Origin of the sequence: Kitasatospora sp. NPDC089797 (assembly GCF_040684795.1) — a bacterium.
In the GTDB taxonomy this organism is placed as follows: Bacteria; Actinomycetota; Actinomycetes; order Streptomycetales; family Streptomycetaceae; genus Kitasatospora.
The window spans coordinates 155234-177743 of record NZ_JBFBGS010000011.1 but is presented as its reverse complement, the minus strand read 5'-3'; the positions used below and the strand labels follow the sequence as shown (position 1 = coordinate 177743).

Genomic DNA, 22510 nt, shown 5'->3' with positions numbered 1-22510 from the left:
CCTCCCGTGACTCTAGACAAGAAGGGACCGGTGGCCAGGGATGCTGCGGAACGGTCTTGAGCCCTGGCACATCTTGGTGGTGCTGGCGGTCGTAGTCCTGCTGTTCGGATCGAAGAAGCTGCCGGAGATGGCGCGCGGCCTCGGTAAGTCGATGCGCATTCTGAAGGCGGAGACCAAGGCGATGCGCGAGGACGACCCCTCGGCCGACGCCGGCACCGCGCAGAGCACGGCTGCCCCGCAGCCGCAGCCCGCCGACCGCCCGGCCGTCACGCCGACCCACGTGACGACGGCCGCGGAGGCGAAGCGCCCCGAGACGACCGCCTGAGTCGTCCGAGCAGCCGGCTCCCAGGAGTCGGGTCTCGTGTAGTCCCTGTTGAGCCCCCGGTGGATCGCCACCGGGGGCTCAACTGCGTCCGGGGGCACCTGCTGCGGTCTGCGGGTGGGATCGACGGGTCCGACGGGTCCGACGGCCGCCTCGGACGGTTGCCCAGGAGGGTTGCCCCGGACGGTTGCCCCGGACGGTCGTCGTCGGCGGGCGGGAGGGGGTCGGGCGGGGCAGGCTGGGCGGGATGTCCGAGAACGCGCCACCACCACCCGTCGACACGCGCGCCTGGCTCTGGCTGCTGGGCGCGTTCGCGGTGCTGATGGTCCTGTACTTCACGCTGCCCCTGGAGTGGCTTGGCGCCCGGCGGCCGCTGCTGAGCTGGTCGCTGTTCGCGGGAGCGCTGACCGGGCTGAGCGGGCTGCTGCTGGGCAAGATCGCGGGGCTGATCCGGGGGACGGCGAAACGGCCGGTGTTCTGGCTGGCGTTCCTGATCTGGCTGGCGGTGACGATCTTCTCGACGACGTACTACGTGCTGGGCGCGCACAAGGCGGAGTTCGCCGGGCTGGAGACGCGGCTGGACGCGCTGTACTTCACCGTCGTGACGCTGGCGACCGTCGGGTACGGGGACATCACGCCCGCGGGGCAGGCGGCGCGGCTCGTGGTGGTGCTGCAGATCGGGTACAACTTCGTGTTCATCGCGGCGGCGGCCGGGACGGCATCGCGGGCGATCCGGGGGAACGTGGAGAAGCGGATCCATCGACAGGGGTGAGTGCGCTGTGCGGCACGGCGGGTCTGTGCACGCGACCCGCCGCACGTCCGCAGTCGGTCAGTCGTCCTCGTCCGGTGGCGCCGCCTTGAGGGCGGTGACGACGCCCAGGGCGACGATCGCGATCGCGAGGGCGAGGGTGGGCGTGTTGCACTGACGCATGGGAGATCTCCCGGCGCGAGGTGGGGTGGAGATCCTTCGGAGCACTCACTATTGACGATCCGTCGGATCGATATGCCACAGACCATACAGCCCCCGTATTACGGGTCTAACAGAAATCGGATACGTTCACTCCCACGTGCTACCGCCCGCTCCAGGTGGACCCACGCCCGAGCGGCACGGCAGACTTGAGGCACACCGCAAGGAAGGGCCCCATGCCGCCACGACCGAACCCGACACTCCGTCAACGCCGGATCGGCGCCGAGCTTCGAAAGATGCGGGAGGCTGCGGGCCTGTCGACCTCCACGCTGAGCAGAGCACTCGGCATCGACAGGACTCAGATCAGCCAGGTGGAATCGGGCAAGATCGGCGTCAGCCCGGAGCGGCTCCGCTCCTTCGCCGCAGCCTGCAAGTGCATGAACGAGCCCTTGATCGACGCCCTGGAAGGCATGGTCCAGGATCGTTCGAAGGGCTGGTGGGAGGAGTATCGAGGGACCGTCCCGGACGGCAACCTCGAGAACGCGGAGCTGGAGAGGGCCTCCCGCGAACTCATGCTCTGGGTCCTCACCCACATGCCCGGCCCCTGCCAGACCATCGCCTACGCCTCGGCAGTCTTCGGACGAGTCTTCCCTCCGCTCCCCCGCCACGAGTTGGAGGCACGCACAGCGTTCAGGATGCAGCGCAAGGCCGACCTGCGGCGCAATCCGAAGCCGCTCACGGCCTTCATCTACGAGTCGGTGCTGTGGACCCGCTTCGGTGGAAGCCAGATCCTCAAGGAACAATTCGCCTCGCTGCTCGAAGACTCCGAGCTGCCCTGGATGACCATCCGAGTCGTTCCCTTCGACATCGAGACCTTTCCCGGAGCCGTCGAGAACCTCACCTACTCGTTCGGCGCGATCCCAGAGCTGGACACGGTCGAGCGGGAGTCGTCATACGACTCCGTGCACCTCGACGCGATCAGCGAGCTCACCAGCTATCGATCCATCTTCGAACAGACCGAATCACTCGCCCTGAGTGAGAGTGGTTCGCGCGATTTGATTCGCAAGATCGCTCGAAACCTGTGAAAGGCCCACGATGACCGACACCGAGTGGCAGAAGTCCACCTTCAGTGGCTCCAGCGAGAACTGCATGGAGGTCCGTAGGGCCGACGGGGCGGTCGAACTCCGCGAGTCCGACACAGGCCACCTCATCCTCCGCACCACCCCCACCGCCCTTGCTGCCCTCCTCCACGGGCTCAAGGCCGGCGAATTCGACCACCACGCCTGAACCCCAGCCCTTCGCCCCAACTGCGCTAGGAGCCGAAAACTCCCCGATGGAGCCCAGATGACCGACACCGCGTGGCAGAAGTCCAGCTACAGCGCCGCGAACAACGAGTGTGTGGAGGTCCGCACAGCCGACGGGGCGGTCGAACTCCGCGAGTCCGACGAAGGCGGCACCATCCTCCGCACCACCCCCGCCGCCCTTGCTGCCCTCCTCCACGGGCTCAAGGCCGGCGAATTCGACCACCACGCCTAACAGCACTCCCTCGCGCAGGAAGTCGGCCCGTCCGACTTCCTGCGCAGTCATAATTCCTCGAAAGTCACCACGCACCCGGGGGTACCGTTCGATGCACGCACCAGCTCCAGCAGAAGCCCGCATCGACGGCAACAGCAACCTCCTGGTGGCGTCCTCACCACCGATCGAGGACTTCTTCGGGACCACCATCACCCCGGAAGGCCTCGCCTCCGGCCCACCCGACCTCGCCGGGAAGACCGTCTACCTGTGCGGCGACCTGTCGGCGATCGACCCGCGCCACCTCCACGCCGCCGCCCGGGTCTTCGTCGTCCGGGAGCTCTCGCACGGCTACGCCGCCGACTCGCCCTGGCCGCTCGTCGGCCTCGGCCGGGTGCCCGTCCGTGTCCACGGCGTCGGCGTCCACTACCGCCGTTTCTTCGACCCCGGCGCCGACCACTTCGGCCGGATCGGCGCGGAGCACGAGTTCCAGTCACTCACCGAGTCCACCAAGCCCGGGACCGCGCACCGCAGCGGCATCTACCTCACCCCCGTCACCCGCGACGGCGACGACCTGCGCTTCCACCTGCTCCGGTGCTCCACGAACCTCTCCGGCCCGACCGAGGGCTTCCGCCCGACCGACACCGCCGTCGTCGATGCCCTGAACCGCGAGGCCGCCACCGTCTTCCAGGGCCACGCCCCGCTGAACCACGTCCTCGCGCAGATCTACCACAACACCCCTGCCGCCCCCGGGCGCAAGCAGTCCAAGGCCAAGATCTCGGCCCACGCCGACAAGACCAAGGACATGCCCGCCAACGGCGTCATGGCCTTCTGCACCTTCTACGACCGGCTCGACAAACTCCAGCCGCTGGCCGAAGACCCCTTCGACCACGGCCTCAAGGGGGTCAGCGGCCTGACCAAGCTCCACTTCCGCCGCAAGGACCCGACCGCGGCCCCCCACGACACCGCGCTGCCCGCACAGTTCACCGTGCCCCTCCATCCCGGGTCCGTGTTCTTCATGCCGCTGTCCACCAACCGCCTCTACACCCACGAGATCCGCTCCTCGATGCTGGACGCCGAACTCCTGCCGACCCGCCTCGGATACGTGGTGCGCTGCTCGAACACCGAGGCCGTCCACCGGGCCGGCCGCACCTTCCTCCAACTCACCGATGGACTGGTACCGCTGGAACCGCCCACCCAGGCAGGCCTGGACGAACTGCGCGGGCTGTACGCCGAGGAGAACAGGACCACCTCCTCCATCGACTACGGCGACCGCTTCCGCTTCAGCATGAACACGGGGGACTACCTTGCGCCCCGCGCCTGAATTCCTTTCCCTCACCGTCCCGTTCGAGCAGAACCTCTTCACCGGGCTCTCCGCGGCGACCAGTTGGGAGGACGTCGGGAAGGGCCGACAGGGCGCCGTCCTCGCCAGGGTCGGCGAGGACGGCGGCGTGCCCCTCGTCCGCACCACCACCCGCTACGGCAACCCGACGCAGCGCTTCCGGCCGGTCCACGAGCAGTTGGCGCAACGGATCCAGGAGCACGCGGGGCTCCCGACCGGCTTCAACAACGCCCTCGTCGAGACCTACACCAACGCCTACCGCACCATGGGCGGCCACTCCGACCAGGCCCTCGACCTGGCCGAGGACTCGTCCATCGCCGTCTTCTCCTGCTACCGGCATCCCGCAGCGGGCCCGTCGAGGAAGCTCATCGTCGAAGCCAAGGGGCCCGGCCGCGACACGTTCGAGATCCCCCTCGCCCACCACGGCGTCGTCGTCTTCTCCGTCGACGCCAACCGTCGGCACAGGCACCGGATCATCCTGGACGGGCCCGCTGAGGCGGCGGACAACCAGTGGCTCGGCGTGACGTTCCGAACGTCCAAGACCCTCATCCGCTTTCACGACGGACACGCCCGTCTTCCGCTGGGCGCGCGCCTCCGGCGGGCCGACGACGAACAGAGCCGCGAGTTCTACCGGCTGCGGCGCCGCGAGAACGACGAGACGGACTTCAGCTACCCCGAACTGACGTACACCATCAGCGGAAGCGACCTGCTCCCGCCCGTCTGACCCGTCCCGTGCGCAGGAAGTCGGGCGGGCCGACTTCCTGCGCACGGGCCTTCTCACCGGGAAAGGCGCCTCGGGCTGATCTTTAGTCGGATACGGGAATACCTTCCGGGTGCCGTGGACAACTGCTGGACAGGTCTCCAACGTCACGCACACCTGGTCCACCATGTACTGATGCTTCGGGAGTTGAGATGAGCAAGGCAGCCTTGCGCCTGGATGGCGAGACCTGGCAGGCCAGGTTCCGCGACTTCTCGACCGAAGCATGGCGGCTTGAGACCCTCCCGGCCTACAACGTCCCGCAGGAGGAAGACGAGTTGCGGGCGTTCCGAATCGGCGAGCGGATCGACCCGCACGCGCATTCCAACAGTTACACGGAGGACCTCCGGCGTGTGCGACAGGAGGGGAAGGTGAAGGGACGCGTGCACATCGTCACGCGCCCGCTGTCCGAGTACCTCCGCTACGAGTTCATGTACTACCTGCCCCACACCTGGGCCGGGGAGGACATCCGCATCATGGACCTCACCGATCGCCCCAACCCGTTGGCCGGCGTCACCGACTACTGGATGTTCGACAAGAGGGAGGTCGTGCTCATGAACTACCTCCCCGACGGAACGCAGATCGACCGCACCGTCTTCGAGGGCGACATCGGCCCCTACCTCGAGTACCAGCGGATCGCAATCGCCGAATCGGTGCCCTTCGAGGAGTACGTGAAGGGGCGCTGATTCCACCGCCCGCCCTGGCCGTCCAGATCGACCGGCTCTCGTCGCTCTCCCATCTGCCGGCGGTCCGCATCGGAGTGATTCCGCAGGGGACGCCCCTCACTCGGGGGCCGATGAACACGTTCACGGTGTACGACGACCGCCTGGTCACCATGGAGTCGTTGACGGGCCGCATAGTGTTCCGGGATCCGCGGGATGTCCTGCACTATCGTGAGATCTTCGCAATGTTCGAGGATTTCGCCCTGTTCGGCGAGGATTCCCGCACCAAACTGGGCGAGTGGGCGGACCGTTATCGAGATCTTTAGTCGACATCGGGAATACCGTTGAGCGCCTCTCCGGAACCCTCCTATTCTGTGGCGGGAGCCACTCCGGGAAGCCGGACACCGCGCCGCAGGACGGGCAGCGGGACGCGGCGCCGACGAATCTTCCCAAGCCGTCCAAGCCGTAGGGGAATTCATGACCTGGGATGGACTGACCGACGGGCTTCTCCGGAGCGGGGCGCTGTCGGGTGACTGGGAGAAGGTCTTCCGGGGCACTCCGCGGGAGTTGTTCACCCCGGATCGGGTCCTCGATGACGGCGCGTGGGTCGACCGGGGCGAACAGCCGCGGCGCTGGGACGAGTTGGTGACGTCCGACCTTCCGCTGGTGACGCAGGTGTATGAGGGGACCGGGACGCCGTCGTCGTCCAGCTCGATGCCGACGGTGGTCGCGCAGATGCTCCGGCACCTCGATCTCTCCGCGGGCATGCGGGTGTTGGAGGTGGGCACCGGGACGGGGTGGACGACCGCGCTGCTGTCCCGGCGCACCGGCGACGACGGGGTGACCAGTGTCGAGGTGGATCCCGGGCTCGCGGGCCGGGCGTGGGACCGGCTGCGCGCGGCCGGGCTCCGGCCGACCGTGCTGGCCGGGGACGGGATGCTCGGCCACGCCGAGGGGGCTCCCTTCGACCGGGTGCAGGTCACGGCGGCGGTGCGGCGGCTGCCGTCGGCGATCATCGAGCAGACGGCCCCCGGTGGGGTGATCCTGGCGCCGTACGGGACGCCGTTCTGCAACGGGGCGCTGCTGCGGCTCACGGTGGCCGAGGACGGGCGGTCGGCGACCGGCCCGTTCGTCGAGGACGTGTCGTTCATGTGGGTGCGCGACCAGCGGCCAGACAGCGGGGAGTTCGAGGTCGAGGACGTCCGGTACGGCCCCTCCCGCATGGACCCCGCCGCCGTGGCCGAGCAGACCGACGCCGCCTTCGCCGTCGGCCTGTGGATGCCGGAGCTGTTCCGCCGGACCGTCCGGGCCGGATACGACCGGTTCGGCACCGGCCGGACCGAGGTCTGGGACGGGGAGTCGTACGCCCACTGCCGCCTGGCGGACCGGGACGGTCGGCACGCCGTGTCGCGGTCGGGCCCGCGCCGCCTGTGGGACGAGGTGACGGCGGCGCACGACCGGTGGGTGCACTGCGGGAGGCCCGGCCTCACCCGGTTCGGGATGACCGTGACGGTGGCGGGCGAGCACCTGCCGTGGCTGGACGAGCCGGGGAACGTCCTGGCCTGATCCGGCTGCTTCTACGGGCCCGCAATGCACAGGGGTTGTCCACAGGCTGTGGACAACCCCTGTGCATTCAGGCGCGGCTGGTGTCGATGACGCAGAAGCGATTGCCGTCCGGGTCCGCCAGGACCACGAAGTCCGGGTCCTCCGGGTAGCGGTCCCAGGCGACGTCCCGCGCACCGAGGGCGAGCAGGCGCGCGACCTCGGCGGCCTGGGCGGCGGCGTCCCCGGCGTAGAGGTCCAGGTGGACGCGCGGGTACTCCTGGACCGGAGACTCGCTGAGGCCCAGGGCGAGTTGGACGCCGGCCCGGCCGGGAGCGGGTTCGAGGACCGTCCAGTCGTCCTCGACCGGGCCGCCGCGCGGGACGTAGCCGAGGGCGGCCGTCCAGAAGGCGACGGCACGCGGCATGTCGGAGACACCGAGGACGAGGGAACCGATCGTCAGCATCCCGCCATTGTGGCGGAATCGGTCAGTAGTCGTCCTGCTGGAAGTCGGCCGCGGTGTGGAGCGTCGCGTACAGCGCGGACAGGCGGGCGTTCCAGTTGGCGTACGTGGGCACGTCGATGGCGTGCTTCCTGCCCAGGTCCTTGATGGTCTTCTGGGCGCCCCGGAGTTCCTGCGCGGCGTCGTCGGGGCTGCCCTCGTTGAGCCTCGCCGCGACGTCGTCCAGGGTCCGCAGCAGGTCGGCCTGCTTGTCCCGCTCCTTGGTGATCGGCGCCTGGGCGACCGCCTGCCGGAAGGACTGCACCTGGAGCGCGGCGGGCTGGTTGCGCGGGACGCCCTGGGTGGCGGCCGCGGTGGGCAGCGCGGTCGGGGACGTGGGGGCGGCCGTGGGGGCGGCCGAGGCCTGGGTGGGGGCCTGGGAGGGAGCCCGGGTGGGGGCCGTCGTGGGGGCGGGCGGGGCGGCCGAGGAGACGGCGGGCGCGGCCGCCTTCTTGGTGGCCGGAGCCGCGGCGTTGCCGGCCGGCTCGTCGAAGGCGGTGACGGCCAGGGCGGTGATCCCGGCGAGGCCGACGACCCCCAGGGCGCCGAGGACGAGGGGCTTGCGGCGTCGGCTCCGGGCCGGGGCGGCCGCCTGCCGGCCGGAACGCGGGCCGGTGGGCGGCCCGGCGGGTGACATGCCGGGTGACATGCCGGGCGGCATGGCGGGCAGGGGGGCCATCACCGAGGTGGGCGCCGGGGCCGGTGCCTGGGGCGGGAGCAGGGTGGTGTGCTGCTGGTCGGGGTGCCCCAGGTACGCCTGCTGGTGCGGGTGCAGCGGGGCCACGGGCGGCAGCAGCTGCGTCGCGGCGGCCGTGGCGAGCAGCTCCGCGGTCGGGTCGCCGACGGCCAACCCCGGGACGGTGGAGAGCAGTTCGGCCCGTGCCGCGGTGGCGTCGGCCGGCCGGTGGGCCGGGTTCTTGGCGAGCAGGCGCAGCACCACCGCGTCCAGCGCGGGCGGCAGCCCGGGGCGCCGGACGGACGGCGGCAGCGGCTGCTCGCTGACGTGCTTGAAGGCGATCGCCACCGGGGTCTCGGCCGTGAACGGGGTCTCGCCGGTGAGCATTTCGGTCAGCACGCAGCCGACCGCGTAGAGGTCGGTGCGGCCGTCCAGGGCGGAGGCGGTGGCCTGCTCGGGCGACAGGTAGGCGGCCGTACCGAGCACGCTCGCGGTCTGGGTCAGGTTGTTGGACGAACCGGCCCGGGCGATGCCGAAGTCCACCACCTTCACGCCGCCGTCGTCGGTGATCATGATGTTGCCGGGCTTGATGTCCCGGTGCACCAGTTCGGCCGCGTGCGCCACCGCCAGCGCCTCGCAGACCGCCGCCGCGATGCCCACCGCGCGCTCCACCGGCAGTTGCGGCTGCTGGGCCAGCACGGCGGCGAGCGAGCGGCCGTGCACCAGTTCCATGACGATGAACGGGGTGCCCTGGTCCACGCCGGAGTCGAAGACCATGACGATCCTCGGGTGCACCAGCATGGCGGCGTGCTGCGCCTCCCGGCTGAACCGCTCGGCGAAGCGGGGATCGTCGGCGAGGCCCCCGTTGAGGACCTTCACGGCCACCTGGCGGCCCAGCACGCGGTCGAGCCCGCGCCAGACGGTGGCCATGCCGCCGACGCCGAGTATCTCGACCAGTTCGTAACGCCCGTTCAGCGCCCGTCCGATCACCTGGAACTCCCCTCACGTGCGGCGCCCGGGGTCCCGGGCCGCCTCGTGCACCTGTGCACGATAGCCGCCTCCCCTTGGGGGATGGCCGGGGGTGGTGAAGGGGTTCCAGGGCGGGCGGGGGAAGGCGAGCCGGGGGGCGGCAGGCCTGCGGGACCCGGGGCGGGGCCGCCCGGGCGGGCCGCTCGGGGCCGGTGGCTCAGGGCCGGTGGCTCAGGGCCGTTGGCCGGGGTCTGCGGTCGCGGTCTGCGGTCGGAGGGGGGCGGCCGGGGGACCGGGCAGCGATCCCCCGACCGCCGGTCGGGAGTGCGACCCGCCCTGACTGCGGGAGGGCGGGCCGCACGTTCCGGGCCGGCCGGTCCGACGGCGCATCCGGGGAGAGCGCCTGCCGGTCCGGCCGGAGCCGGGCCAGGTGGACGGCGGGCACGGGGGAGCCGACCGGCCACCCGAGTTCGGGTGGTGTTGCGGTGTTGCGGTGTTGCGGTCCTGCGGTTCCTGCGGGGTGGTCCGATCCGGGTGGGCGACGAGCCCGGGGGGAGTCGCTCGCCGCCCACCCGGAGTTCTGGGGTCATCTCCGGGCCGACTGCTCGTCCTCGGAGACACGGGTCCTGCTCGGGCGGACGTCCGGGAGGGTGGGGGCGGTGGAGGGGGCCGGGAGGGTCACGCCGCCCTTGCCGGGTCTGGTGCCGTTGCCGCCGCCGTCCTGGCTGTTCCCGCCGCCGCCTCCGTTCCCGCCACCGTGCGCGCCGTCGCGGGTGTTGCCCCGGCCCTGGTCGCCGCCGTCGCCGCCGCCCTTGCCGGGCTTGGCGCCTTCGCCGGGCTTGGCACCGTGATCGGGCTTGGCACCGTTGCCGGTTCTGGAGCCGGAGCCGGAGCCGGGCCCGGAGCCGTTCCGGCCGGGGCCGCCCTGTGCCGTGGTGGCGCCCTGGTGGTCACCGCCCTGGTCGCCCTCCCCGCCGTCGAGGGCGCCCTCGCAGAAGTCCGCGACGCCGTCCGCTCCGCCGGCCGCCGCGATCAGCGGGGCGAAGGCCGGGTCGCCGGCCAGCCCGCCGGGGCGGTCGCCCCGGCCCGTGCGGTCCGCGAAGGCCTGGCAGAGCGGGACCAGCGCGGCGGGTGGGGCGGGGTGGTCAGCGTGCCCGTCGCCCGTGGGGTCGTCGGGCTCGGCGGGGACGGACGGCAGGACCGGGTGCGGGTCGCTCCGGCCACCGGTCGACGGCCGGGCGGAACCACCCGTGGACGGAGAGGCCTGGGCGGAGACCTCGGGGGCGCCCCGCAGGGAGCCCGCCGGGCCGCCCGACGCGGCCACCCGGTGCTCGGGCTCGGACGGACCGCCGCCCAGGGCGGGCAGGTTCCCGGTGCCGGCGGCGACCGCGACCCCGCACAGCGCGGTGGCGCCGAGCACGGCGGCAGCGGCCTTCGTGCTGAAGGCCCTGGCCAGCGCGGCGGTTGCCATCGATCGTCTCCGGACGGGGGTCACTACGGGGTCGGGCGTGAGACTCGCCGCCCGGAACGCGGCCAGGGCGGCCTCCTCCCCGGCCAGTTCGGCGGCCGTCGCCGGGGCGGCGGCCGCGGCCAGCACCCGGGCGAGCTGCCCGGGACCGTCCGGTCCGGTGAGCGAGGCGTCCTGCCCGGCCGACGGGCCGCCCACGGCACCGCCGAGCAGCTGCTCGGCGGCATCACGGTCGATCCGGCGGGATCGGTTGGTGCTCATCTCATGTCCTTCAGCGTCGCGGCCCGGCGTTCTGTCACACCCTGCGGAGAAGTTTTTTCCGCGGGTTTCCGCGCGGGTCCCGCCACGGACTCCCCCACGGCCTCCTTCGTGCCCTCCCCGGCCGCCCGGCCCGTCCGGTCCGAGGACCCGCCCCCGGGCCCGCCACCGGTTCCGGTTCCGCCCCCGGGCCCGGCTGCTGCGCCCGCCGCCGCCCGCCGGGCCGCCGGGATCCCCGCCGCGAGCGGCTGGTCCAGCAGCTTGGCCAGGCGTCGCAGCCCCCGGTGGGCGGCCATCCGGACGCTGCCGGCCCGCTTGCCGAGCACCTGGGCGGCGCTCTCCGCGTCCAGCTCCATGACCACCCGCAGCAGCACCGCCTCGGCCTGGTCGCGCGGCAGCCGCGAGATCAGCGCCAGCGCGTCGGCCGTGCCGACGGTGGCGAGGGCGGTGCGTGCGGTGTCGTCCCCGGCGGCCAGCTCGACCAGGAACTCGACGGGCAGGTCGGCGACCGGTCGGCGGCGCCGGGCGCGCAGGTGGTCCATCGCCCGGTTGCGGGCGACGGTGGCCGCCCAGCCGCGGAAGCCGTCCCCGTCGCCGGTGAAACCGCGCAGGTCACGGGCGATCTGGAGCCAGGTCTCGGAGGCGATGTCCTCGGCGTCCTGGACGGACTCGGGCCGCCCGCCGACCAGCACCCTCAGGTAGCGCAGCAGACCCGGCTGGACCGTCCGGAAGAGCAGCCGGAACGCCTGTTCGTCCCCCTCCTGTGCGGCGCGGACCGCCTCGGTCAGGTCGACGGGAGCGGGACTCCCGCCCGGTGGCGGGCCGGTGGGCGGTACTGGTCCGGACCGGCCGAGGGGGCTGCCGGTGCCCGCTCCGGGGCGTTCTGCACTCTGCACCCGCCACATGATGCGCCATCCGGGCGAACGGGTCGGCTCCGGTCGAAGGGCCGGCCGGGCCGGGGCCAAGGTCCCGTCGGCGGCTGTCCTTCGCCCGCAGCCCGGGGGTTCCGGCCCCGCCTACCTTGTCGGTAGGCGAATCGTTCCGGCCCGCCGTGGCGCGTCCGGACGCCGGGCCCGCCGACGCGTCCGGACACCCGGGCCCGCCGACGCGTCCGGGGCCTGCGCCGCCGTGACCCCCCGTGACCCCGTGAACGGCGGCGCCGTGCCGCCTGACCAGCGGAGCCGCACCCGTGAACGGCGGCGCCGTCCCCCGTGACCGACGGGCCCGTGACCCCGCGGAGCCGTCGCGTCCGTCTTCCTGGTGCCCGCCCGGCCACGGCCGGGCGCCCCCGGGAGGACCGCACCACCGACCACCGTGACCAGCAGGGAAAACAGCATGACGACCGCCCACGAGCTCCACGCGAGAGGACTGCGCGAGCACCTCGCGCCGGCCCTGCGGACCCTGGGACTCAGCGGGCGGCTGCACACCTTCGACCTGCCCGACGCCACCCACTGGATGCTGCTCGGCCTGGTCGAGCGCCCCACCGCCGACCGGATCGCCTTCACCTTCGGGCTCAGCCTGGTCCGCCACTCCGACTGGGCGCGGACGGCCGCGCCCGAGGACCGTCCCGACCCGCGCGTGCGGTACGGCTTCGAGGTCTGGCGGGCCCGGATCGGCGAGGTGCTGCCGGTCGGCGAGGACGTCTGGTGGGAGGTACTGCCCGGACCGCGCTGGCAGTTGCCGCTGGACGACGCCGTCGCCGCCGTCCGCGACTACGGGCTGCCGGAACTGCGGCGCCGCGCCGGGGCCGACCGCACCTCCACCGGCGGGCCGTACCTCTCCCCCGCCGAGCTGGAGGGCGTCAACGCCGCGCTGCTGACCGCCGCGGTGGCCCGCGTGCAACGGGCCGAACTGGCCGACGGAGCGCTGGTGTTGACCGGCGCCTGGACCCGGGGCGACGGCGTCGCCCGGACCGTCCTGGCCGGGGCCGCCCAGGGGTTCCTGTCTGCCGGGGACGAGCGGTTCGCGAGCGTGCACTGCCTGGACACCCTGGGCCGCCCCCTGTGGACCTTCCCCTGAGGCCTGCGGAGAACCGCAGTTCAGCGAGGGTGTCACGGGCCGCACCATGACACCTGTCATGCGGATCCGGCAACGGACGGCACTGCTCTGACGGAGGGTCGGACGGAAAGACTGGAGGCACGACGCGGGCAGCGGCCCGCGACCACCAGTCCGGGAGGAACCACCATGAGCAGCCAGACCGTCAGCGCCGCCGCCTCCGCCTCCGTCGCCCCCGTCGCCCCCGTCGCCCCCGTCCAGGACGTCCTGGCCACCGCCGAGTTCACCGCGCACGGCAAGGAGCCGAACCCGCTGGCCTCCGGGCTCCGCCCGCTCGCCCTGGACGTGGCCGCCCCGCTGGTCGGGTACTACCTGCTGCACTCGACCTGCGGCCTGAGCGAGTTCGCCGCACTGGCCTGGAGCAGCGTCTTCCCGGCCGCCCGGACCGTTCTCGGCCTGCTGGGCGAGCGCAGGCTCAACCTGTGGGCCGCGCTGATGCTGACGGTCAACCTGGCGGGCCTGGCGCTCACCTTCGTCACCGGCGACGCCCGGATGATGATCGCCAAGGACGGCGGGCTGAGCGGCACCGTGGCCCTGGTGGTCCTGGTCTCCGCGGCGCTCGGCCGACCGGTGATGACCTCAGTGCTGATGCCCTTCCTCACCAAGGGCAAGCAGGACCGCTCGGCCGCCTGGCAGCGGCTGGTCGAGGGCCGGGCGGCCGCCTCGCGGACCTTCCACCGCCACGAGCGGGTGTTCTCCGCGATCTGGGGCACCGCGCTGCTGGCCGAGTGCACGGCCCGGGTGGTCGGCGCCTTCACCCTGCCGGTGTCGACCATGGCCTGGCTGTCCACCGTGTTCATGATCGGCGCGATCGTGGCCGGTTCGCTGTTCGGCCAGATCGCGGCCGACCCGATGGAGAAGCTGCTCGCCGCCGAGACCGAGGCCCCGACCGCCGCCTGAGCCGGCCGACAGCCGACCGGCGGTCCGCCGGTCCTCCGGCTCCTCTGCCTCTGCCTCTGCCTCCGCCTCCGCCTCCGCCGAACGTACGGCCGGTGTCCGGGGTTCGAACGATCAGGAACCATCCGGATCTCCCGGGAGTCCTGATAACGAGGGGGTAACGGGCCCCCGCCGACGAAACGGGGAGCCCACCCATGCGGACCGACGCGCTGACCACCACCGAGGACCGCACCCTCGTCTGGGACGGCTGCCTGAACGTCCGCGACCTGGGCGGACTCCCCACCGCCTCCGGCCGACCGACCGCCCGCGGCGCGATAGCCCGGGCGGACAACCTGGACCGCCTCACCCGCGAGGGCTGGGACGCCCTCCTCGACCACGGTGTCCGCACCGTGGTCGACCTGCGCAACGCCGAGGAGTACAAGCCGCTCCTCCCGCTCCCCGAGGACGTCGAGCTGGTCCGCGTCCCGCTGGACGAACTGGCCGGCCCCGCCTGGTGGGAGGCCCACGGACGACTGGACGGCACCCCGCTGGCCTTCCGCCCCTACCTGGAGCACTGCCCGCACGCCGCCGCCGCACTGGTCACCGCGATCGCGGACGCCCGCCCCGGCGGCGTGGTGGTGCACTGCGGCGCCGGCCGTGACCGCACCGGCCTGGCCGCCCTGCTGCTGCTCGCCCTGGCCGGGGTCGACCGGGCCGCGATCGCCGAGGACTACCTGCTGAGCGGCCCCAACGTCCGTCCGCTGTACGGCATGCTCGGCCTGCCGGACCCGTACCGCCGGATCGACGCGGTGCTGGCCGGGGCCGGGACCACCGCCGAGGCCGCCCTGGGAGCCACGCTCGAGGGCCTCGACCCGGCGGGCTACCTGCTCGCGGCGGGGGTCACGCCCGCCCGGATCGCCGCCGTCCGGGACCGGCTGCTGACGGGGGCGTAGGGCGGGCGCGCGGGGCGGCGGCGCGGGGCAGGGGACGGCCGCGGCCGACGGGACCCGGGACCCGGGACCCGGGACCCGGCCGCAAGCTACCCGACGGTAAGCGTCAACTGATGGTTGACGATCCTCGGATCGACAACCTACGGTTGACGCATGGAGAATCCCGTTGTCCCCAGCACCACTCCGCTGCGCCTCGACGACCTGATCGCCGCGATCAAGAAGGTCCACCCCGACGCGCTGGACCAGCTCTCCGACGCGGTCATCGCCGCCGACCACCTCGGGGAACTCGCCGACCACCTCATCGGCCACTTCGTCGACCAGGCCCGGCGCTCCGGCGCCTCCTGGACCGACATCGGCCGCAGCATGGGCGTCAGCAAGCAGGCCGCCCAGAAGCGCTTCGTCCCCAAGGACCCGGGCGCCGTGAACGACCTCGACGCCAGCCAGGGCTTCGCCCGGTTCACCCCCCGGGCCCGCAAGGTCGTGGTGGCCTCGCAGGAGGAGGCCCGGAAGGCGAACAACGCCGAGATCACCCCCGAGCACATCCTGCTCGGCCTGCTGTCCGAGCCCGAGGGCATCGGCGCCAAGGCGCTCGCCGCCCAGGGCATCACCCCGGAGGCCGTCCGGACGGCGGCCGCCGCCGCACTTCCGGACGCCGTCGAAGCGACGGTGCCCGCGCTCATCCCGTTCGGTGCCCAGGGCAAGAAGGTCTTCGAACTGACCTTCCGTGAGGCGCTCAAGCTCGGGCACAACTACGTCGGCACCGAGCACATCCTGCTCGCGCTGCTGGAGTTGGAGGCGGGCGAGGGCGTGCTGTCCGGACTCGCGGTCGACAAGCCCGAGACGGAGACCTTCGTCTCGGAGGCCATCGCCGCGATCATCGCCGCCCGGGACGCCGCCGGGCCCGAGCAGCAGTGAAGCGGCGCTGACGCGGCGCCGACCGCTGCGCACCGGCCGTGCCCGGGGCCGAACCGGCGCCCGGGGCACGGCACTCGGCGGCGGACCGGACGGACCGGACGGACTAACGGACTAGAAGCCGGACACCACGGTGGAGACGATCCGGACCCGGCCGTCGACGGCCGCCTCCAGCGCCGCCCGCAGCCGGGCCGAACGGGCCGGGCCGAGGAGTTCCAGGGCCTCGTCGAGCGGGGCCCAGCGGTGGGTGTCCAGCTCGCCGGCCGGGACGGTCACGGGGGTGCCGTCCGGGACGCTGCCGAAGTCGAACATGAAGTGCTCGGCCGGGTGGTCGAGTTCGTCGGAGGGGTGGGTCCAGGAGATGGCCAGCAGGTCACCGGCCTCCTTGACGATCCCGGTCTCCTCCTCCAACTCCCGCACGGCGCACTCGACCGGGCCCTCGCCGCGGTCGATCGTCCCGCCCGGGAACTGCCAGTACTCGCGGTACCCGGCCTTCACGATCAGGATCCGGCCGGACTCGTCACGCAGCAGGCAGCCCGCCGCCGCGTAGATCCGGGGCAGGGACGCCAGCCACTCCTCGCGGGTTCTCAAGGGCTCAGCCGTCACGGTGTTCCTCCTGGGGCAGGGCGGTTCGGTCGGTCCCCACTCTGCCACCGCGCTCCACCACCGGGCCGGACCGGACCGATGAGTCCGGGGCCCGGGAACGGTCCAACCCGTATGGAGAGCACCGCGAACGAAGCCGTCCTGACCTGCGACCTGGGCGCCCTGACCGCCCCCGACCTGGCCGTCGTCGACGCCCTCGCCCGGCTGCGGCTCGCCGCCGCCCGGCACCGGGTGGCGGTGGTGCTGCTGAACGTCGGCGGCCCGCTGCGCGAACTGTTCGAGTTCAGCGGGCTCGTGGCCCTGCTGCCGGAGGCCGTCGACCCGCTGGACGCCCTACTCGGCCGGGAGCCGGGCCGGGAGGCCGAACAGCGGGAACAGCACGTCGGTGTCGAGGAAGTTGGTGAGCCCGGTGATCCGGCCCCCTGACACCTCCGGCACGATCAGCGACCACGGCTCGTGCCCGCCGTCCGGGCTCGGCCGGTACTGGGCCAGCGCCGGACCGCCGTTGGCCGTCACCGGGAGCAGCCGGGAGCCCCGGCAGCCGTGCCCCGGGCCCAGCATCCACGCCCGGACCTCCTGCCGCCCGCGCAGCCACATCGAGTACGGCGGCATGTTGAGCGTGACGTCCTCGTGCAGCAACTCGGCCAGGCCGTCCATGTCGTACGCCTCGAAGGCCCGGACGTAGCGGTCCAGCAGCGACCGGTGGGCCGCGTCCAGTGCGGGGGCCGGGCGGGCGGCCGCCGCGTCCGAACCGAGCACCGCGCGCGCCCGCTGCAACGCGCTGTTGACCGACGCGACCGTGACGCCGAGCAGTTCGGCCACCTCGGCGGCCTTCCAGCCGAGCACCTCGCGCAGCACCAGCACCGCGCGCTGGCGGGGCGCGAGGCGTTGCAGCGCGGCGACGAAGGCCAGCTTCACCGACTCGCGCTGAGCGGCCACCTCGGCCGGGTCCCCCGTCTCGGGGAGCACCCGGCCGTCCGGTGCCGGACCGATCCACGTCACCTCGGGCAGCTGGGTGCCGTGCGCGGTCTCCACCGTCACCGGGCCGGCGAGGTCCATCGGACGGGCCCGGCCGTTGCGGCCGTTCAGCGCGTCGACGCAGACGTTGGTGGCTATTCGGTACAGCCAGGAGCGCAGCGCGGACCGGCCCTCGAAGCCCCGGTGCCCGCGCCAGGCCCGGATCATGGTCTCCTGCACCGCGTCCTCGGCCTCGAAGACCGAGCCGAGCATCCGGTAGCAGTAGCCGGTGAGTTCGGTGCGGTACCGCTCCAGCTGGAGCTCGACCGGCTCCTCCGTGATCACCTCGGCCATGATGCCCCCGTCCTGCCGCCGTGAACTGCTGTGACTGTTGTGCACTGCCGCGTACGGCCGTGACTGCCGTGCACTGCCGAACGGGACGAACGTAGCGCACCCCACCGACAATCCCCCCGGCGCGGAGGGGCGGTGGGGTGCGGACGGACCCGGGGCTCAGTGGGCCGAGTGCTTCTCCGCGCCGCGGTGCCGGTGCCCCTTGAGCTCCGCGTGCGCCGCCGGGGCGGAGTGCGGCACGGCGGACGCCGCGTCCCTCCCGCCGTGGCGGAACCGGTCGCCGGGCGGGCTCCCGGCGGCCGCGGACACCAGGCCGGACTGCGGCTCCGGTGCGAGCCGGGCCGGCGTGCTCGCCATGCCGCGGCGCTCCAGCAGTTCCTGGGTGCCCCGGCGGAGCTGGGCGGTACTGCCCGCCGTTCGCTTGGTCATCGTCGGCCTCCCTTCGGCGGCCGCGGCCGGACGGATACCGGCCGGAGGGGCCGCACGGGCGTCATGTCCGGATTTTAGTCGGATTGCGGGCCGGTGCCACTGCGGGGCCGGGTCCGGGAGCCGGGGCGGGGCCCGGTTCGGGAGCCGGGGCTCAGCCCATCACCTCGTGGACGTAGCACCAGCGCCAGTCCTCCCCCGGCTCGTACGAACGGATCACCGGGTGGGAGGAGTTGTGGAAGTGCGTGGTGGCGTGCCGCTGCGGCGAGTTGTCGCAGCAGCCGATGTGGCCGCAGTCCAGGCAGACCCGCAGGTGCACCCAGTCCCGGCGGCCCTGGGACAGGCAGTCCGCGCAGCCGTCGGTCGGCGGGACGGGCGCGATGTCCCGGGGGGCCATCGCGAGGTCTTCGCAGGCGCTCATGGTCGAAGGCTATGACGGCCCGGGCCGGGGCGCCCGCCCAGCAGCGGTCGCGGACCGGTCGCGGGGCGCGGACGGGTCGGGGCAGGGCGGGCGGGGTCGCGGCTCGCGGCTCGCGGACCGGTCGCGGGGCGGTCGTGCGGCCGGGCGGGTGCGGCGGGATCCCCGCTCCCGCGCCGGGGTTGGCATGGGAGCATGCCACCCGTGGGGATCGTGACGGGGAGAACGAGCGACGGTACCGGCGGGGGCGGCGGCAGCAGCGTGCGCACCAGCGCCGGTGCCCGTGCAGGTACCGGTGCCAGTGCAGATACCGGTACCGGTGCCGGTGCGGACATACCGGGGCGGGCGGATACCGGCGGGGGCATACCCCGGCAGCCGGGCGGCCCGCTGCGACGGGCCCGACCGCTGTCCGAGGCCGGCCGGGTGCGGCAGCCCGTCGCCCTCATCCGGCTGCTCACCGGCCTGGTCGCGATCGCGGTCACCCTGCTGCTCGCCGACTACGCCCGCGCCACCACCGGAGGCTTCGCCGCCGACGTCGCCGAAGCGGCCACCCTGGTGCCCCGGCCGCTGGCGAGCCTGGCCGGCGGGCTCACCACCGCCGCCGTGCTGCTGCTCCCCGTCGGCCTCGCCGTCCTCCGCCTCCTCGGCCCGGACCGCCGCCGCGCCCTCCAACAGGTCTCCGACGGGCTGCTCGCCGCCGTCACCGCGTACGGCGCCACCCTCGCCCTCGACCTGTGGGCCGACGACCTCGCCCCGTCCACCCTGGTCGCCGCGCTCACCCAGCGGCTGCCCGGCGACGTCCTCGGGCTCGGACACACCGAACCGGTCTACGGCTACCTCGCGCCCGTCCTCGCGTTCATGACCGCCTCCGGCAACCGCGAACGGCGCCTGCCCTGGACCGTCCTCGCCCTCTCCGGCCTCGCCGGACTCGCCGGCGGCTACGCCACCCCCACCGCCCTCCTGCTCGGCCTGCTCATCGGCTGGACCGGCGCCCACGGCACCCTCTACGCCGTCGGCACCCCCGACCCCCGGCCGCGCCCCGGGGAAGTCCTGCGCGCCCTGCGGGACAGCGGGCTGCGGCCCGTCGAAGCGGTCTCCGCCGGGCCCGACCGCTACCGGGTCCGGCAGACCGACGGCCGGCCGGCGCTCGACATCCAGCTCCTCGACCGGCAGGCCGTCACCGCGGCCGCCGTCCAGCGCGCCTGGCGCCGGCTGCGGCTGCGCACCGCCCCGCACCCGCGGGCCCTGCGCTCGCCGCGCACCGGGCTCGAACACGAGGCCCTCGTCACCTACGCGGCCCTCGCCGCGGGCGTCCGCACCCGCCGGATCGCCGCCACCGCGGGCCTCGGCCACGACACCGCCCTCATCGCGTACGAGCACCTGGCCGGACGCACCCTCGACCAGCTCGACGACGACGAGATCACCGACGACCTCCTCACCGACGCCTGGCACCAGCTCGCCCTGCTCCAGCGCCGCGAGATCGCCCACCGCGCCCTCGTCCCGGGCTCCCTGCTGATCGACGGCACCGGCGCCGTCCACCTCGTCGACTTCGCCGACGGGGACATCGCCGCCAGCGAACTCGTCCTGCGCTGCGACATCGCCCAGCTCCTGACCACCCTCGCCCTCCGCGCCGGCGCCGCCCGCGCCGTCCGCACCGCCACCACCGTCCTCGGCCCCGAGCTGCTCGGCGCCGCCCTTCCCCTCCTCCAGCCGATCGCCCTGGCCCGCTCCACCCGGCAGGCGCTCAAGCGCCGGGCGGGTGCCGGGGCCGCGGAGGCCGCGACCGCCGGGACCGCCGGGACGGCCGGAATCGGGGCAACGACCGGCGGCGACCCGGCCGGTCCGGACGGCGGGCTGCTGGAGGAGATCCGGGCGGAGGTGTCGCGGGGGCGCCCCGAGGTGGTGGGGCGGCCGGTGCGGCTGGAGCGGCTGCGGCCGCGGACCCTGCTGGCCGTGGTCGGCGGCGTGGTCGCCGGGTCGCTGCTGATCCCGCAGTTCTTCGCGGTGGAGGACAACCCGGTCGCGGCGCTGGCGGACGCCGACCCGTGGTGGCTGCTGCTGGCACTGCTGGCGGCCGGGGCGAGCCACGTGGCGGCGGCGATGGGGTTCGTCGGGTTCGTGCCGGAGCGGTTGAACTTCCGCAACGTGGTGCTGGCCCAGGTCGCCGGGGCGTTCGTCAAGCTGGTGTCGCCCGGTGGCGTCGGCGGGATCGCCCTGAACACCCGGTTGTTGCAGCAGGCCAACGTGCCGATGGCGCAGGCGCTGTCGAGCGTCGGGGTCGGGCAGTTGATCGGACTGGTGCTGCACCTCCTGCAGTTGGGGGCGTTCGTCTACCTGGTCGACGCGCAGCCGGGCGGTTCGGAGCTGGACGCGCTGCCCACCGTGGTGGTCGGGCTGGTGGTGGCCGCGGTGCTGCTGGCGGTGGTGTGGTCGATCCCGTCGACCCGGCACTGGCTGGCGACCCGGCTGCGGCCGCTGACGGCCGAGGTGCTGCCGCGGCTGCTGGACCTGCTGCGGAACCCGGGACGGCTGGCGGTGGGCGTCGCCGGGCAGCTGCTGGTGTCGCTCTGCCTGATCGCCTGCCTGTACTGCTGCGTCCGCGCGATCGGCCGGGAGCCGTCCTTCGCCGCGGTGGCGGTGGTGTTCCTGGTGGGCAACGCGGCGGGCAACGCGGCGCCGACCCCGGGCGGGGCCGGCCCGCTGGACATGGCGCTGATCTACGGGCTCCAGCAGTCGGCCTCGATGGAGCAGGGCGGGGCGTCGGCGGCGGTGACGCTGTACCGGCTGCTGACGCTGATCCTGCCGGTGCTGCCGGGCTGGGCGGCGATGAGCTGGCTGCGGCGCCGCAAGGCGCTGTAGCCGTGGGGCCGGCCCGCTGGACACGGCGCCGGCAGGCGGGGTCGGACACCGCGCAGCCGGGCGGACCGGGCGGGGCCGGGCAGCCCGGTGGCGGGCCGGGCACGGCGGCGGGCGGCCGCTGCTACTCGCGGTAGTCGTCCTCGTCGAGCTGGACGACCCGGCTCTGCTCGGCGGCGTCCGCGAGGTCGGTGGCCGGGTCCGCGCCGAGGGCCCGGCGCTCGGCGACCTCGTCGTACTCGTCCCCCGCGGGCTCGTCCCCGGCGGGCTCGTCCGCGTCGGGCTCGACGGTCTCGACGACCTCGTCGATCAGGTAGTCCTCGTGATTCTGCGGCATGGCGTCCGTCCTCACTGTCGGGAGGCTCCCAGGGCCCGGATGGCGGTACTCGCAGTATCCGCCGACGGGCCCGCCGACGCGACGTGCCGGGGCCGTTCCGGCGTGCCGCCGGGGCCGGAATTGACCCATGGATCCCGCTCGTGAATGGCCCGGGAACGGGGTTCATTCCGCGCCTAGGGTCGTAGCCATGACGACGCACTCCCTCACCGCCACCACCGCCGATGCCGCCACCGGTGCCGCGACCGCCGCGCCCCGCCGCCTCGAGTACGCCCGGACCGCCCCCAAGGTGTTCCGCGCGATGATCGCCCTGGACGCCGCCGCCCGCGAGGGCCTGGACCCGGCGCTGGTCGAGCTGGTGCAGATGCGCACCTCGCAGCTCAACAACTGCGCGTACTGCCTGGACATGCACGTCAAGGACGCCCGCAAGGCCGGCGAGACCGACGAGCGGATCTACCTGCTGCCGGTCTGGCACGAGGCCCCGGCCGGGGTGTACAGCGAGCGCGAGCGGGCCGCGCTGGCGCTCGCCGAGGAGATCGCCCGGATCGGCGGCGGGGTCACGGACCCGGTGTACGCCCGGGCGGCCGCGCACTTCGCGGAGGCGGAGCTGGCCCAGCTGATCTCGGTGTGCTTCACCATCAACGCCTGGAACCGGATCAACATCGCCACCCGGAAGACCCCGGGCACGCGCTGACCAGCGGGCCGGTGCGGAACGGGCCCCGGGCCACCGGGGGTACGATCGGTGCCGTACCCAGGGCCCCACCGCACCCACCGGCGGCCCCGACGGCCCGCGGCCGTCACGAACGACGGCCCCCGGAGCGGCGGCCCGCACGAACGACAGGGAAACAGGGAAAT

At 73.6% G+C, this 22510-nt stretch carries 26 protein-coding genes; 17 read left to right on the top strand and 9 right to left on the bottom strand.

The window, feature by feature from the left end:
* Nucleotides 1-40: 40 nt before the first annotated feature.
* The 10 genes from tatA to AB0O91_RS11500 all read left to right on the top strand — a co-directional run bounded on the left by tatA (nucleotide 41) and on the right by AB0O91_RS11500 (nucleotide 7068).
* Nucleotides 41-325, top strand: a complete 285-nt coding sequence (gene tatA, locus AB0O91_RS11545; protein ID WP_363430405.1) for a Sec-independent protein translocase subunit TatA — start codon at nucleotides 41-43, stop codon at nucleotides 323-325.
* 244 nt (nucleotides 326-569) lie between these two features.
* Nucleotides 570-1094, top strand: a complete 525-nt coding sequence (locus AB0O91_RS11540; RefSeq protein WP_363430403.1) for a potassium channel family protein — start codon at nucleotides 570-572, stop codon at nucleotides 1092-1094.
* A gap of 371 nt (nucleotides 1095-1465) precedes the next feature.
* Nucleotides 1466-2314 (top strand): helix-turn-helix transcriptional regulator, encoded by an 849-nt coding sequence (locus AB0O91_RS11535; RefSeq protein WP_363430401.1) that lies wholly within the window; start codon nucleotides 1466-1468, stop codon nucleotides 2312-2314.
* Between the two features lie 10 nt (nucleotides 2315-2324).
* Nucleotides 2325-2516, top strand: a complete 192-nt coding sequence (locus AB0O91_RS11530) for a DUF397 domain-containing protein (protein WP_363430399.1) — start codon at nucleotides 2325-2327, stop codon at nucleotides 2514-2516.
* 57 nt (nucleotides 2517-2573) lie between these two features.
* Nucleotides 2574-2765 carry a DUF397 domain-containing protein gene (locus AB0O91_RS11525; RefSeq protein WP_363430397.1) on the top strand — a complete coding sequence of 64 codons (192 nt, stop codon included), beginning with the start codon at nucleotides 2574-2576 and terminating at the stop codon, nucleotides 2763-2765.
* Between the two features lie 91 nt (nucleotides 2766-2856).
* On the top strand, nucleotides 2857-4065 hold the full coding sequence (locus tag AB0O91_RS11520) for a hypothetical protein (RefSeq protein ID WP_363430395.1): 1209 nt from the start codon (nucleotides 2857-2859) through the stop codon (nucleotides 4063-4065).
* On the top strand, nucleotides 4049-4807 hold the full coding sequence (locus AB0O91_RS11515; protein ID WP_363430393.1) for a hypothetical protein: 759 nt from the start codon (nucleotides 4049-4051) through the stop codon (nucleotides 4805-4807). Before AB0O91_RS11520 ends, AB0O91_RS11515 begins: the two co-directional genes overlap by 17 nt.
* A 203-nt stretch (nucleotides 4808-5010) precedes the next feature.
* Nucleotides 5011-5526, top strand: a complete 516-nt coding sequence (locus tag AB0O91_RS11510) for a DUF6879 family protein (RefSeq protein WP_363430467.1) — start codon at nucleotides 5011-5013, stop codon at nucleotides 5524-5526.
* Nucleotides 5490-5828 carry a Scr1 family TA system antitoxin-like transcriptional regulator gene (locus AB0O91_RS11505; protein WP_363430465.1) on the top strand — a complete coding sequence of 113 codons (339 nt, stop codon included), beginning with the start codon at nucleotides 5490-5492 and terminating at the stop codon, nucleotides 5826-5828. The genes AB0O91_RS11510 and AB0O91_RS11505 overlap by 37 nt, the downstream gene beginning before the upstream one ends.
* Before the next feature lie 151 nt (nucleotides 5829-5979).
* Nucleotides 5980-7068: an rRNA adenine N-6-methyltransferase family protein gene (locus tag AB0O91_RS11500; RefSeq protein ID WP_363430391.1), complete on the top strand. Its 1089-nt coding sequence runs from the start codon at nucleotides 5980-5982 to the stop codon at nucleotides 7066-7068.
* 67 nt (nucleotides 7069-7135) lie between these two features.
* On the opposite strand, the gene AB0O91_RS11495 is transcribed toward AB0O91_RS11500, so the two are convergent.
* The 4 genes from AB0O91_RS11495 to AB0O91_RS11480 all read right to left on the bottom strand — a co-directional run bounded on the left by AB0O91_RS11495 (nucleotide 7136) and on the right by AB0O91_RS11480 (nucleotide 11705).
* Nucleotides 7136-7510: a VOC family protein gene (locus AB0O91_RS11495; RefSeq protein ID WP_363430389.1), complete on the bottom strand. Its 375-nt coding sequence runs from the start codon at nucleotides 7508-7510 to the stop codon at nucleotides 7136-7138.
* A gap of 22 nt (nucleotides 7511-7532) precedes the next feature.
* Nucleotides 7533-9212: a protein kinase gene (locus AB0O91_RS11490; RefSeq protein ID WP_363430387.1), complete on the bottom strand. Its 1680-nt coding sequence runs from the start codon at nucleotides 9210-9212 to the stop codon at nucleotides 7533-7535.
* Between the two features lie 565 nt (nucleotides 9213-9777).
* Complete coding sequence (locus tag AB0O91_RS11485) at nucleotides 9778-10920, bottom strand: hypothetical protein (RefSeq protein ID WP_363430385.1); 1143 nt, start codon at nucleotides 10918-10920, stop codon at nucleotides 9778-9780.
* The gene (locus AB0O91_RS11480; protein WP_363430463.1) at nucleotides 10917-11705 is read right to left on the bottom strand and encodes an RNA polymerase sigma factor; all 789 of its coding nucleotides are present in this window, start codon (nucleotides 11703-11705) and stop codon (nucleotides 10917-10919) included. The genes AB0O91_RS11485 and AB0O91_RS11480 overlap by 4 nt, the downstream gene beginning before the upstream one ends.
* A 547-nt stretch (nucleotides 11706-12252) precedes the next feature.
* Between AB0O91_RS11480 and AB0O91_RS11475 the strand changes: the two genes are divergently transcribed.
* From AB0O91_RS11475 to AB0O91_RS11460, 4 genes are all read left to right on the top strand, one after another.
* Nucleotides 12253-12936, top strand: a complete 684-nt coding sequence (locus AB0O91_RS11475; protein WP_363430383.1) for a hypothetical protein — start codon at nucleotides 12253-12255, stop codon at nucleotides 12934-12936.
* A gap of 165 nt (nucleotides 12937-13101) precedes the next feature.
* Nucleotides 13102-13872 carry a VC0807 family protein gene (locus tag AB0O91_RS11470; RefSeq protein WP_363430381.1) on the top strand — a complete coding sequence of 257 codons (771 nt, stop codon included), beginning with the start codon at nucleotides 13102-13104 and terminating at the stop codon, nucleotides 13870-13872.
* Nucleotides 13873-14063: 191 nt separating this feature from the next.
* Nucleotides 14064-14801 carry a tyrosine-protein phosphatase gene (locus AB0O91_RS11465; protein ID WP_363430379.1) on the top strand — a complete coding sequence of 246 codons (738 nt, stop codon included), beginning with the start codon at nucleotides 14064-14066 and terminating at the stop codon, nucleotides 14799-14801.
* Nucleotides 14802-14951: 150 nt separating this feature from the next.
* Nucleotides 14952-15713, top strand: coding sequence for a Clp protease N-terminal domain-containing protein (locus AB0O91_RS11460; RefSeq protein WP_363430377.1), 762 nt, complete (start codon nucleotides 14952-14954; stop codon nucleotides 15711-15713).
* 111 nt (nucleotides 15714-15824) lie between these two features.
* Here AB0O91_RS11460 and AB0O91_RS11455 read toward each other — a convergent pair whose 3' ends face one another.
* Nucleotides 15825-16316, bottom strand: a complete 492-nt coding sequence (locus AB0O91_RS11455) for an NUDIX hydrolase (RefSeq protein WP_363430375.1) — start codon at nucleotides 16314-16316, stop codon at nucleotides 15825-15827.
* Between the two features lie 111 nt (nucleotides 16317-16427).
* Here AB0O91_RS11455 and AB0O91_RS11450 point away from each other — a divergent pair, with 111 nt between their 5' ends.
* Nucleotides 16428-16739 (top strand): STAS domain-containing protein, encoded by a 312-nt coding sequence (locus AB0O91_RS11450; RefSeq protein WP_363430373.1) that lies wholly within the window; start codon nucleotides 16428-16430, stop codon nucleotides 16737-16739.
* Here the strand turns inward: AB0O91_RS11450 and AB0O91_RS11445 are convergent.
* The 3 genes from AB0O91_RS11445 to AB0O91_RS11435 form a co-directional block, all read right to left on the bottom strand.
* Complete coding sequence (locus AB0O91_RS11445; protein ID WP_363430371.1) at nucleotides 16647-17624, bottom strand: sigma-70 family RNA polymerase sigma factor; 978 nt, start codon at nucleotides 17622-17624, stop codon at nucleotides 16647-16649. The two genes, AB0O91_RS11450 and AB0O91_RS11445, sit on opposite strands and share 93 nt — an antisense overlap.
* Nucleotides 17625-17780: 156 nt before the next feature.
* Nucleotides 17781-18050 (bottom strand): hypothetical protein, encoded by a 270-nt coding sequence (locus AB0O91_RS11440; protein WP_363430369.1) that lies wholly within the window; start codon nucleotides 18048-18050, stop codon nucleotides 17781-17783.
* A 151-nt stretch (nucleotides 18051-18201) separates the two neighbouring features.
* Nucleotides 18202-18468 (bottom strand): UBP-type zinc finger domain-containing protein, encoded by a 267-nt coding sequence (locus tag AB0O91_RS11435; protein WP_363430367.1) that lies wholly within the window; start codon nucleotides 18466-18468, stop codon nucleotides 18202-18204.
* Nucleotides 18469-18888: 420 nt separating this feature from the next.
* On the opposite strand from AB0O91_RS11435, the gene AB0O91_RS11430 reads away from it, so the two are divergent.
* Nucleotides 18889-21324: a lysylphosphatidylglycerol synthase transmembrane domain-containing protein gene (locus AB0O91_RS11430; protein ID WP_363430365.1), complete on the top strand. Its 2436-nt coding sequence runs from the start codon at nucleotides 18889-18891 to the stop codon at nucleotides 21322-21324.
* A 121-nt stretch (nucleotides 21325-21445) separates the two neighbouring features.
* On the opposite strand, the gene AB0O91_RS11425 is transcribed toward AB0O91_RS11430, so the two are convergent.
* Nucleotides 21446-21658, bottom strand: coding sequence for a hypothetical protein (locus AB0O91_RS11425; RefSeq protein WP_363430363.1), 213 nt, complete (start codon nucleotides 21656-21658; stop codon nucleotides 21446-21448).
* Nucleotides 21659-21845: 187 nt separating this feature from the next.
* Here AB0O91_RS11425 and AB0O91_RS11420 point away from each other — a divergent pair, with 187 nt between their 5' ends.
* Entirely contained in the window at nucleotides 21846-22349 is a 504-nt protein-coding gene (locus tag AB0O91_RS11420; RefSeq protein WP_363430361.1) for a carboxymuconolactone decarboxylase family protein, read from the top strand.
* Nucleotides 22350-22510: the final 161 nt, after the last annotated feature.